A 10,488-nucleotide genomic window follows, 5' to 3' on the forward strand; every position below is an offset into this window, starting at 1 on the left:
GCACCGGGGAGGAGCGCCTCGGCGGCCCGCTGCGGCCCGCCGACCGCGAATGGCTCGACCGCTGGTGGCCGCTGCCGCACGTGGGCACCCGAGCCGAGATCGGCCGTCCCCGTGACGACGCCTGGGCCTCCGTTCTGGTACGCCTCGCCCGCGGCCGGGCGATAGCCGTGGATTATGCACACCCTGTGGATAACCGACCGCTCTGTGGCACGCTGACCGGTTACCGCGACGGCGCCGTCGTCACGCCCATCCCCGACGGGACCTGCGACATCACCGCCCACGTCGCGCTCGACGCGTGCGCCGAGGCCGGGCGGCGGGCCGGCGCGATATCCACAACCTTGTCCACACAGCGCGACATGTTGCGGGCGCTGGGCCTCACCGGCGCCCGGCCGCCGGTCGACCTCGCCCGCACCGATCCGCGCGGCTACGTGCGCGCCTTGGCGCGGGCGTCGGAGGAGGGCGAGCTGATCGATCCGGCGGGGCTCGGCGGGTTCGGCTGGCTCAGCCAGAGCCGGTGACGTCGAGGTCGAGCGAGCGCAGGCCGCGGATGACGAAGCCCGGCTTGTAGACCGGCTCCGCGCGCAGCTCGATCGTCCCGACCCGGTCCAGCAGCGCGGTGAACGACTCCGTCAGCTCGATCCTGGCCAGCGGCGCGCCCAGGCAGAAGTGGATGCCGGCGCCGAAGGAGATGTGCGGGTTGTCCGGACGGCCCAGGTCGAGCCGGTCCGGGTCCTCGAACACCTCGGGGTCCCTGTTGGCCGAGCCGAACAGGCAGGCGACCTCCGAGCCGCGCGGGATCCGCACGCCGTGCACCTCGATGTCCTCCAGCACCCAGCGCTCGAAGAGCTGGAGCGGGGTGTCGTAGCGCAGCAGCTCCTCGATGGCGGTCGGCAGCAGCGAACGGTCGGCGCGCAGCCGGGCCAGCTCGCCGGGGTTCTTCAGCAGGGCCCGCCAGCCGTTGCCGGTGACGTTGACCGTGGCCTCGTGGCCCGCGTTGAGCAGCAGCACGCAGGTGCCGGCCAGCTCGTCGAGGGTCAGCTCGGGGATCGCGGCCAGGGCGCTGACCAGGTCCTCGCCGGGGTTCGCGAGCCGGTCGCGGGCCAGGTCCTTGAGGTAGGACTCGAACTCCTCGGCCGCGCGCACCGCCTGGTGCTGGGTCTCCAGGCTGGGGTTGAGCTCGTACATGCCGCACATGTCGGCCGACCACGGGCGCAGCAGGTGACGGTCCTGCTCGGGGACGCCGAGCATCTCGGCGATGACGGTGACCGGCAGCGGCTCGGCGACCTCGGCGATCAGGTCGCCGCCGCCCTTCTCGACGTAGGCGTCGATCAGGCTCTCGGCGATGGCCCGGACGCGCGGGCGCAGCGACTCGACCATGCGCGGCGTGAACGCCTTGGACACCAGCCGGCGCAGCCTCGTGTGGTCCGGCGGCTCGACCTCCAGCATGCCGTTCCTGCTGACCCGCCAGAAGGCTTCCTGGAACTCCGGCGCGGGCTGCCGGCCGAACTCCTCGTGCGTGGCGACGTGGGTGTAGTCGCGGCCCAGCCGCCGGTCCCTGAGCAGCGCGTTCACGTCCGCGTGCCGGGAGATCAGCCACTGGTTGGACGGCTCGAAGTAGCGGACGGGCGCCTCGCGCCTCAGCTCGTCGTACGCCGGATAAGGGTCGACGACGAAATCCGGATTCCAGGGATCAAAGCGCACGATTTCATCTTATGAGACGGGTTGACCTGCTGAGCTTGCGAATCATGCCCGGGTGTCGGTTATAGTGCCGTCGTAGGTCATGAGTGCCAGCGACAAGCCCCGGCTAGCTGGCCGGCAACCCTCGCGTCCGCGGCGGGGTGCCCCGGGTGAAGACCTGGTCCGTCACGAGGTGTGGCGGGCAAGCGCGGGCTCCGTGGCTGCTCCCAGGGGTCCGACCGACCCGTGAGGAGCTGTGCCGTGTCCACGCTGACGATCTTCAACTCCGTTCCCGCCCAGGCCGCCGCCGAGGCCCCCGCCCCTGCCGCCGCCTCCGGACGGTCGATCCCCGCCGTGCTCGGCGCCGACCTCGAAGTGCCGGTCAAGGGCGGCCGGCTGGTGAGCTACGCCAACCTCGACTACGCGGCCAGCGCCCCCTGTCTTGAGCCGGTCAGCGCCGCCGTCGCCGCCGCGCTCCCGGCCTACTCCAGCGTCCACCGCGGCGCGGGCTACGCCTCCCAGCTCACCACCGCCCGCTACGAGCAGGCCCGCCACACGGTCCGGGCCTTCGTCGGCGCCCGCCCGGACGACGCCGTCATCTTCACCCGCAACACCACCGACGCCACCAACCTGCTGGCCGGCTGCCTGCCCGAGGGCACGACCGTCGTCGTCTTCGACTCCGAGCACCACGCCTCGCTGCTGCCCTGGGAGCGGTCCGTGCGCCTGGCGCCGCCCGCCTTCCCCGGCGAGGCCGTCCGCGCCGCCGACGAGGCGCTGGCCGGGATCGAGGGGCCCAAGCTGCTCGTGGTCACCGCCGCCTCCAACGTCACCGGCGAGCTGTGGCCCATCGCCGCCCTCGCCCACATCGCCCACCGGCACGACGCCCGGATCCTGGTGGACGCCGCCCAGCTCGTCCCGCACCGCAGGCTCAACCTGACCGCGCTCGACCTGGACTACGTGGCCTTCTCCGGCCACAAGCTGTACGCGCCCTTCGGCGCCGGCGTGCTGGTCGGACGCCGTGACTGGCTGGCGGCGGGCGAGCCGTACCTGAAGGGCGGCGGCGCGGTGCGCTCGGTCGGCGAGACCACCGAGTGGCACGACGACCCCGAGCCCCGCCACGAGGCCGGCACCCCCAACGTGCTCGGCGCCATCGCCCTGGCCGCCGCCTGCGACGCGCTCACCGCCACGGGGTGGACGGAGCTGGTGCGCGCGGAGGAGCGCCTGATCGCCCGGCTGCGTACCGGTCTGGCGTCGATCGACGGGGTGCGCGAGCTGTCGCTGTGGGGCGAGGACCACCCGCGGGTGGGGATCGTGTCGTTCGTCGTGGACGGCTACTCGGCCCGCGAGGTGGCCGAGGCGCTGTCCGGCGAGTACGGCATCGGCGTGCGGGACGGCAAGTTCTGCGCGCACCCGTTCGTCCGCCACCTGCTCGGCGCCTCGGACGGCGGCTGCGAGGACGGCACCGCCTCGGCGGTACGCGCCTCCATCGGCATCGGCAGCACGCAGGAGCACGTCGACCGCCTGGTCGAGGCCCTGCGCGACCTGGTCAGCCGCTGACGCTCAGCGGTTGGGCGGCTTCTGCTGATGCGGCTCGTCGGACACCAGGGCGTCGATGTCCCGCATGTCCTCGTCGTTGAGGTGCCCGGGGCGCGGCGCGTTGGGCTGCCGCGGCACGTTGGGCTGCTCGACCTCGCCCTCGGGCCGGGCCGGCGTCGTCGGGCCGCCCTCGGGCCCGACCTGCGTGGCCGGCCCCTCGGTGACGACCGTCGTCGGCTCGGCGCGCCGGGCCGGCCGGTGCGCGGCGAGGTCGTCCTCGGCGATCTGGCGTTCCCTGCGACGGCGGTACGTCGAGTGGAAGATGCCGTCGAGCCCGATGCGGCCGCCACCCAGCGCGGCGAGCATCAAGGACAGCGCACCCAGCGCCCCCGGCAGTTCCCATCCCCCGCCCTGCGACAACACCCCGTGGCCCGCGTGCACGAAGACGATCGCGCCGATCATGTCGATGAGCAGCAGCAACGCCACCGGCCGGACCAGCAGGCCGAGGATCAGCAGGGCACCGCCGACCAGCTCGACGATGGCAGCGAATCCGGCCGACAACTCGGGCATGGGCACGCCCATCTCCCGGAACTGCCCCGCCGCGGCACCGAGCCCGCCCTGCCACTTCTGCCAGCCGTGCGCCACGAAGATCACCCCGAGTACCACCCGGGAGATCAGGGCCGCCACATCAAACAGGACTCTCTTCACAGTGCTTTCTCCCCCCGTTCCCGGTATTGATCCCCATGTCTGGCTTCGGGATGCGTTGCCATACGATTCCTTGACCATCCCCCACGCTGGATCACCCCGTGGGACGGTGGCAGCATGGGCCCTATGACGGAACGCGTGGTCGGGATCGGCGCCGGCGCGAAGGAGCTGGCGACCGAGGACATGATCCTCAACATCGGCCCCCAGCATCCCTCCACGCACGGCGTGCTCAGGCTCCGGCTCACCCTCGACGGCGAGCGCATCGAGGCGGCCGAGCCGATCATCGGCTACATGCACAGGGGCGCGGAGAAGCTGTTCGAGGTCCGCGACTACCGCCAGATCATCATGCTCGCCAACCGGCACGACTGGCTGTCGGGGTTCGCCAACGAACTGGGCGTCGTGCTGGCCGCCGAACGGCTGCTCGGCATGGAGACGCCGGTCAGGGCCGTATGGGCGCGTACGCTGCTGGCCGAGCTCAACCGGGTGCTCAACCACCTGATGTTCCTCGGCTCCTACCCCCTCGAACTGGGCGCGATCACCCCCGTCTTCTACGCCTTCAACGAGCGCGAACGCATCCAGGCCGTCATGGAGGAGATCTCCGGCGGGCGCATGCACTACATGTTCAACCGGGTCGGCGGCCTCAAGGAGGACCTGCCGCTCGGCTGGCTCGACCGGGTCGCCGCGGCCGTCGCCGAGACCCGCCGCCGGGTGCCCGACATCGAGGGCCTCATCCTGAACAACGAGATCTTCCTCGCCCGCACCAAGGGCGTCGGCGTGCTGACCCGCGAGCAGATCCTCCAGTACGGCGTCAGCGGCCCCATCGCCCGCGCCTCCGGCGTGGACTTCGACCTGCGGCGCGACGACCCGTACCTGGCCTACGGGGAGCTGCCGGTCACGGTCGTCACCCGGCGCGACGGCGACTGCCACGCCCGGTTCGAGGTGCTGTTCGAGCAGCTCAAGGTCTCCCTCGACCTGGCCGACGCGTGCGTCGCCCGGCTGCGCGAGCTGCCGCCCGGGCCCGTCAACCAGCGCCTGCCGAAGGTGCTCAAGGTGCCCGAGGGCCACACGTACGCGTGGACCGAGAACCCGCTCGGCATCAACGGCTACTACCTGGTCTCCAAGGGCGACAAGACGCCGTGGCGGCTCAAGCTGCGCTCGGCGTCGTTCGGCAACGTCCAGGCGCTGCGCGAGCTGCTGCCCGGGAACCTGGTGGCCGACATGATCGCCATTCTGGGCTCGATGTTCTTCGTCGTGGGTGACATCGACAAGTGAGCACTCCCGAACGCGACAAGTACGTCGACTGGCTGCGCGCCCTCAGCCTCATCGTCGTGGTGGTGTGGCACTGGGCGTTCACGATCCTGGAGTGGAAGCCCAGCGGGCCCGAGCCCACCAGCCCGCTCGGCTTCACCTCCGGGTTGTGGATCCTGACCTGGCTGCTCCAGGTGCTGCCGCTGTTCTTCTACGTCGGCGGCCACGTGCACCTGCTGTCCTGGAACCGGGCCCAGGCGCGCGGCGTCGGCATCGGGGCGTTCGTCTGGCGGCGCATCCGCGCGCTGTCCCTGCCCGCGCTGTTCCTGTGCGGCGTGTGGATCTCCGTCGGGGCGATCGTCACCTGGGCGTTCCACGTGGAGTGGATGTGGCGGGTGGTGCTGCTCGTGCTCAGCCCGCTGTGGTTCCTCGGCGTCTACCTGGTGCTGATCGCGCTGCTGCCGGTGGCCCTGTGGCTGCACAGGCGCTACGACGTGCTGGCCCTCATCTGGCTCGGCGGCTCGGCCCTGGTCGTCGACGTCGTGCGCTTCCGCTACGGCTTCGAGTGGGCCGGCTGGCTCAACATGATCATCGTCTGGGGGCTGGCCCACCAGGCGGGCTTCTTCTACGACCGGATCGTCGTCCTGCCCCGCCGGTACGACGTCGGCATCCTGTGGACCGGCCTGTTCGCGCTGATCGGCCTGGTCTACTCGGGCATCTACCCGGGCTCGATGGTGGGCGTGCCGGGCGACAAGTGGTCGAACATGGCGCCGCCCACGTTCGTCATCGTCGCCCTGCTGATCTTCCAGATCGGCCTGGTGGAAGTGCTGCGCCCGGCCATGGAACGCGTGCTCGAACGCCCCCGCTGGGCCCGTGCCAACTCCTTCATCAACCGCTACGCCCTGCCGCTGTTCCTGTTCCACACGACCGGCATGGCGATCGCCTTAGGGCTGTCGTGGTGGTTGTTCGGCAACCTCGGCACGAAGATCCCGCCCGACCTGAAGTGGTGGCTGGAGCGGCCGATCGCCATCGTCGGGCCGCTGATCTGCACGCTGCCGGTCATCTACCTCTTCGGCCGCCGCCGCTAGTCGGGTTTGCGCTCGTCGGAGTCCTTCGGGATCCGGCAGCAGTGTTCCAGGTACAGGGCCGCGCAGACGAGCACCACGCACGCCACGAACGACCCGGCCGCCACGAAGAACTCCGAGCGCGGCGTCTCCCGGTCGAAGATCTGCAGCGTGTACGCGGCGAACCCGGCGAACATCCCCGCAAACACCGCCCCCGCGTACGCCGACGCCTTGGCCAGCGCCGCCAGCCGGGCCACCGCCAGCGGCTCGACCGGCTTGGTGTCGGGTTTCCTGGCGATCCTGGCCTTGGTCACCCATCCGCTGTAACCCTCGCCGAGGGCGAGCAGCAGCACGGTCGGGATGGCCGTCCAGGGCATGATGGGCAGGTCGGAGTAGAAGTGCCGGACCGCCGCCCAGACGACCAGGGCGACGACGAGCAGGAGAGCGGCCAGCCGGCCGGGATGCGTCGGCTTCAATCGGGCCTCTGCAGCTTCAGGTCGTCACGCAGGCGCACGCCGTGGCGGTCGAGCTCGGCCAGCAGGTCGGCCACCCGGCCCCGGCCCGGCACGGTGGCCTCCGGGTCGATCACCGACCAGGGCACCAGCACGAACGCCCGCTCGTGGGCCCGGGGATGCGGCAACGTCAGCTCGGGGTCGTCGGACACGGTCTCGCCCACGACGATCAGGTCGACGTCGAGCGTACGCGGCCCCCACCGCTCCGCACGCACCCGGCCGAACGCGTTCTCCACGCCCAGCGCCCGCTCCAGCAACGTGCGCGGCGGCAGCGCGGTCTCGGCGACGACGACCGCGTTGAGGTACGGCTCCTGGCCGCCCGGCCCCCCGACCGGGTCGGTCTCGTAGACCGGGGACACCTTGACGAACTCCAGGCCAGGGGCGTCGAACAACGTGTCGATGGCTCCCTGCAACGTCTGGAACCGCTCCCCCAGGTTGCTGCCGAGAGCGAGGACGGCCTTCATGCGCGGCTCCGCTCGATCGTCACGATCACATCGTCGAACGGCAGCGGGATCGGCGCCGCCGGTTTGTGCACACTCACCTCGACCTTGTGCACCAGCTCGCTGGCCAGGCAGACGTCGGCCAGCCGCTGGGCCAGCGTCTCGATCAGCTCGACCGGCTCGCCCTCGACCACCTCGACCAGCGCCTGGGCCAGCTCGCCGTAGTGGACGGTCTTGGTGAGGTCGTCGCCGGCCGCCGCCGGGGCGGTGTCGAGGAACAACGTCGCGTCGATCACGAACTCCTGGCCGAGCTCCCGCTCGGCGGGCAGCACGCCGTGCCTGCCCCTGGCCCGCAGGCCCTTGAGAGCGATGCGGTCAGACCTCAAGCTCGCCCTCCTCGTCCTCGTCGTCGTCTCCCTGGAGCACCGGGGAGCCGTGGTGCATCCACAACCGCCAGCCCTGCGCGGTGCGGATGTAGACGTTGCTCGCCACCACCTTTCCCGCGGCGAAGCTGGACTCACCCTCCTCGCCCGCCGTCAGGATGTTCTCCACGCAGGTGAGCACGGCCACGTCGCCCAGCACGGTGGTGTTGACGTCGGTCAGCACGAACTGGATGTAGGTGGTGTTGGCCATGATCAGCGCCCACGACCGCAGCACCTCCGACCGGCCGGTCAGCAACGTCCAGCCCGGATGGACGCAGCTCACCTGGTCGTCGGCGGTGTCCTCGGCCCAGATCTCGGTCATCTTGTCGAGATCGGCGCTCTCGATCGCGGTGTAGAACTCCTCGTTGACCGTCTCGATCGCGGCAGTGTCGACGCTCATGTGCCTGCTCCGGCTCTCTTCCATGCGGCCGCCACGCGCACGGCATCGGCATTGGGACCTACCTCGTGCACGCGCACGCACCAGGCCCCCGCCTGAGCCGCCAGCGCGGTGACCGCCAGCGTTGCGTCGTCGCTCCTGCTGAACGGGCGGGGCGCGCCGTCGGGGCCGGCCAGCAGCCGCCCGAGGAACCGCTTGCGCGAGGCCCCGATCAGCAGCGGGAATCCCAGCTCGGCGAGCTGCGGAATGCCGGCCAGCAACGCCCAGTTGTGCTCGGCGTTCTTGGCGAAGCCGAGGCCGGGGTCGAGCACGATCTGCTCGGGGGACACCCCCTCGGCCAGCACGAGATCGACCCGCTTGCTGAGCTCCTCGCGCACCTCTGTCACGACGTCGGCGTAGACGGCGCGGCTGTCCATGTCATGGCTGTGGCCGCGCCAGTGCATCACCACGTAGGGCGCTCCCGTCGCGGCGACCACGCGCGGCATCTCGGGGTCGGCCAGGCCGCCGCTGACGTCGTTGACGAGCCTGGCGCCCGCCTCGACCGCGGCCCTGGCGACCTCGGCGCGCATCGTGTCGACGCTGACGGCCACGCCCTCGGCGTCGAGCGCCCGGATCACCGGGACGACCCTGGCCAGCTCCTCCTCCAGCGACACCCGCGCGGCGCCGGGACGGGTGGACTCACCGCCCACGTCGACGATGTCGGCGCCCTCCCGCACCAGGTCGAGCCCGTGCCGGACGGCGGCCTCCTCGTCGAACCACAGGCCGCCGTCGGAGAAGGAGTCGGGGGTCACGTTGACCACGCCCATGACGAGGCACCGCTCCGTGCCGCCCGGCACGTTGATGGGCACGCTAGTCATGGGGCAAGCCTAGGCGTTCCCCCACACCTGCCGACATCTCGGGTCCCCAGTTGTGGATAACGATCGTCACCTGCCGAGAATCAGCGCCATGGCCTCGGAGCGGGTCTTGTCGCTGGTACGGAAGTCGCCGCGGACCGCCGACGTGACCGTCTTGGCCCCCGGCTTGCGCACGCCGCGCATGGTCATGCACAGGTGTTCGGCCTCGACCACCACGATGACCCCGCGCGGCTCCAGCACCCGCATGAGGGCGTCGGCGATCTGCGAGGTCATGCGTTCCTGCACCTGCGGACGGCGGGCGAAGACGTCGACCAGCCGGGCCAGCTTGGACAGCCCGGTCACCTGGCCGCGCTCGTTGGGGATGTAGCCCACGTGGGCCACGCCGTGGAACGGGACCAGATGGTGCTCGCAGGTCGAGTAGACCTCGATGTCCCTGACCAGCACCATCTCGTCGTGGTCGACGTCGAAGACCTTGTTGAGCACGTCTTCGGGGGTCTGGCCGAGCCCGGAGAACTGCTCGGCCATCGCGCGGGCGACCCTGGCGGGCGTTTCGAGCAGGCCGTCGCGGTCGGGATCCTCGCCGATGCCGTAGAGGATCTCGCGTACGGCCTTCTCGATCCGCCCCAGGTCAACCTCGTGCTGGGTCACGCACTGTCCCCGGACTGGAGGGCGTCCTGGTGGCCGGAGGTGAGCGAGCCGTTGGCCGACTGCTCCTTCGGGGTCAGGATCGGCGGGCGGTCGGAGGGCAGCCGCTTGCCGTAGCCCGCGTACGAGGGCCGGTGCTCCTTGACGACCACCGGCGCGAAGATCTGCAGGACCTGCTCGCGGGAGAGGGTCTCCTTCTCCATGAGCTCCAGCACCAGGTTGTCGAGCACGTCGCGGTATTCGACCAGGATGTCCCAGGCCTGGTCGTGCGCCGTCTCGATCATCCGGCGGACCTCCTCGTCGATGGAGGAGGCGATCTTCTCGGAGTAGTCGCGCTCGTGGCCCATCTCGCGGCCGAGGAAGACCTCGGCCTGGCCGGTGCCGAACTTACGGGCGCCGAGCTGCTCGCTCATGCCGTACTCGGTCACCATGCGGCGGGCGACCGCCGTGGCCTTCTCGATGTCGTTGGAGGCGCCGGTGGTGGGCTCGTGGAAGACGAGCTCCTCCGCCGCGCGGCCGCCGAGCAGCATCGCGAGCTGGTCCATCATCTCGGACCTGGTGGCCAGGAACTTGTCCTCCATCGGCAGCGTCATCGTGTAACCGAGCGCGCGGCCGCGGGACAGGATAGTGATCTTGTGGACCGGGTCGGAGTTGGGCAGCGCGTGCGCCACCAGCGCGTGACCGCCCTCGTGGTAGGCGATCATCTTCTTCTCCTTGTCGGACATGACCCGCGACTTGCGCTCGGGCCCTGCCATGACACGGTCGATCGACTCCTCGAGGACCTCCATCGTGATCAGCTTCTGGTCGGCCCGCGCGGTGAGCAGGGCCGCCTCGTTGATCACGTTGGCCAGGTCAGCGCCGGTGAACCCGGGGGTGCGGCGCGCGATGACGTCGAGGTCGACGTCGGGCGCGAACGGCTTGCCACGACCGTGGACCTTGAGGATGCCCTTGCGGCCCTCCAGGTCGGGACGGTCGACCGTGACCTGCC

At 70.8% G+C, this 10,488-nt stretch carries 12 protein-coding genes, 1 pseudogene and 1 riboswitch; of the genes and pseudogenes, 4 read left to right on the forward strand and 9 right to left on the reverse strand.

What is annotated here, in order from left to right; all coding sequences use genetic code 11:
• Nucleotides 1-518 (forward strand): SAM-dependent methyltransferase (locus ACWCSD_RS37980; RefSeq protein WP_449922187.1); only part of this gene is annotated, 518 nt, incomplete at its 5' end.
• On the opposite strand, the gene ACWCSD_RS37985 is transcribed toward ACWCSD_RS37980, so the two are convergent.
• On the reverse strand, nucleotides 502-1,701 hold the full coding sequence (locus ACWCSD_RS37985) for a cytochrome P450 (RefSeq protein ID WP_358291568.1): 1,200 nt from the start codon (nucleotides 1,699-1,701) through the stop codon (nucleotides 502-504). The two genes, ACWCSD_RS37980 and ACWCSD_RS37985, sit on opposite strands and share 17 nt — an antisense overlap.
• Before the next feature lie 75 nt (nucleotides 1,702-1,776).
• Nucleotides 1,777-1,892, forward strand: a riboswitch (SAM riboswitch).
• 46 nt (nucleotides 1,893-1,938) lie between these two features.
• On the opposite strand from ACWCSD_RS37985, the gene ACWCSD_RS37990 reads away from it, so the two are divergent.
• On the forward strand, nucleotides 1,939-3,234 hold the full coding sequence (locus ACWCSD_RS37990; RefSeq protein WP_397155430.1) for an aminotransferase class V-fold PLP-dependent enzyme: 1,296 nt from the start codon (nucleotides 1,939-1,941) through the stop codon (nucleotides 3,232-3,234).
• Nucleotides 3,235-3,237: 3 nt separating this feature from the next.
• Here the strand turns inward: ACWCSD_RS37990 and ACWCSD_RS37995 are convergent, their stop codons facing one another.
• Nucleotides 3,238-3,921 (reverse strand): DoxX family protein, encoded by a 684-nt coding sequence (locus tag ACWCSD_RS37995; RefSeq protein ID WP_397155428.1) that lies wholly within the window; start codon nucleotides 3,919-3,921, stop codon nucleotides 3,238-3,240.
• Nucleotides 3,922-4,044: 123 nt separating this feature from the next.
• Here ACWCSD_RS37995 and ACWCSD_RS38000 point away from each other — a divergent pair, with 123 nt between their 5' ends.
• Together ACWCSD_RS38000 and ACWCSD_RS38005 are read left to right on the forward strand one after the other, a co-directional pair.
• Nucleotides 4,045-5,190: an NADH-quinone oxidoreductase subunit D gene (locus ACWCSD_RS38000; protein ID WP_358291564.1), complete on the forward strand. Its 1,146-nt coding sequence runs from the start codon at nucleotides 4,045-4,047 to the stop codon at nucleotides 5,188-5,190.
• Nucleotides 5,187-6,254 (forward strand): acyltransferase family protein, encoded by a 1,068-nt coding sequence (locus ACWCSD_RS38005; RefSeq protein ID WP_364332656.1) that lies wholly within the window; start codon nucleotides 5,187-5,189, stop codon nucleotides 6,252-6,254. The genes ACWCSD_RS38000 and ACWCSD_RS38005 overlap by 4 nt, the downstream gene beginning before the upstream one ends.
• Here ACWCSD_RS38005 and ACWCSD_RS38010 read toward each other — a convergent pair.
• The 7 genes and pseudogenes from ACWCSD_RS38010 to ACWCSD_RS38040 form a co-directional block, all read right to left on the reverse strand.
• Entirely contained in the window at nucleotides 6,251-6,706 is a 456-nt protein-coding gene (locus tag ACWCSD_RS38010) for a DUF3180 domain-containing protein (protein ID WP_352358558.1), read from the reverse strand. The two genes, ACWCSD_RS38005 and ACWCSD_RS38010, sit on opposite strands and share 4 nt — an antisense overlap.
• Nucleotides 6,703-7,206, reverse strand: a complete 504-nt coding sequence (gene folK / locus ACWCSD_RS38015) for a 2-amino-4-hydroxy-6-hydroxymethyldihydropteridine diphosphokinase (protein WP_352358556.1) — start codon at nucleotides 7,204-7,206, stop codon at nucleotides 6,703-6,705. Before folK ends, ACWCSD_RS38010 begins: the two co-directional genes overlap by 4 nt.
• Nucleotides 7,203-7,568 (reverse strand): dihydroneopterin aldolase, encoded by a 366-nt coding sequence (folB, locus tag ACWCSD_RS38020; RefSeq protein WP_352358554.1) that lies wholly within the window; start codon nucleotides 7,566-7,568, stop codon nucleotides 7,203-7,205. The genes folK and folB overlap by 4 nt, the downstream gene beginning before the upstream one ends.
• The gene (locus ACWCSD_RS38025) at nucleotides 7,558-8,004 is read right to left on the reverse strand and encodes a nuclear transport factor 2 family protein (RefSeq protein WP_358291555.1); all 447 of its coding nucleotides are present in this window, start codon (nucleotides 8,002-8,004) and stop codon (nucleotides 7,558-7,560) included. Before ACWCSD_RS38025 ends, folB begins: the two co-directional genes overlap by 11 nt.
• A complete protein-coding gene (gene folP, locus ACWCSD_RS38030; protein WP_449922192.1) occupies nucleotides 8,001-8,858 on the reverse strand; it encodes a dihydropteroate synthase in 858 nt (285 codons plus the stop codon). Before folP ends, ACWCSD_RS38025 begins: the two co-directional genes overlap by 4 nt.
• Nucleotides 8,859-8,924: 66 nt before the next feature.
• Nucleotides 8,925-9,503 carry a GTP cyclohydrolase I FolE gene (gene folE, locus ACWCSD_RS38035; protein WP_352318609.1) on the reverse strand — a complete coding sequence of 193 codons (579 nt, stop codon included), beginning with the start codon at nucleotides 9,501-9,503 and terminating at the stop codon, nucleotides 8,925-8,927.
• Nucleotides 9,500-10,488 (reverse strand): annotated as a pseudogene (locus ACWCSD_RS38040) (ATP-dependent zinc metalloprotease FtsH); the annotation flags it as partial. The gene folE and the pseudogene ACWCSD_RS38040, both read right to left, overlap by 4 nt.

The sequence above is a fragment of the Nonomuraea sp. NPDC001684 genome (assembly GCF_053596515.1).

Coding starts and splice junctions, on each gene's coding strand:
- ACWCSD_RS38000 (WP_358291564.1), top strand. CDS start 4,045: ATGACGGAACGCGTGGTCGGGATCGGCGCCGGCGCGAAGGAGCTGGCG.
- folP (WP_449922192.1), bottom strand. CDS start 8,858: ATGACTAGCGTGCCCATCAACGTGCCGGGCGGCACGGAGCGGTGCCTC.
- folK (WP_352358556.1), bottom strand. CDS start 7,206: ATGAAGGCCGTCCTCGCTCTCGGCAGCAACCTGGGGGAGCGGTTCCAG.
- ACWCSD_RS38025 (WP_358291555.1), bottom strand. CDS start 8,004: ATGAGCGTCGACACTGCCGCGATCGAGACGGTCAACGAGGAGTTCTAC.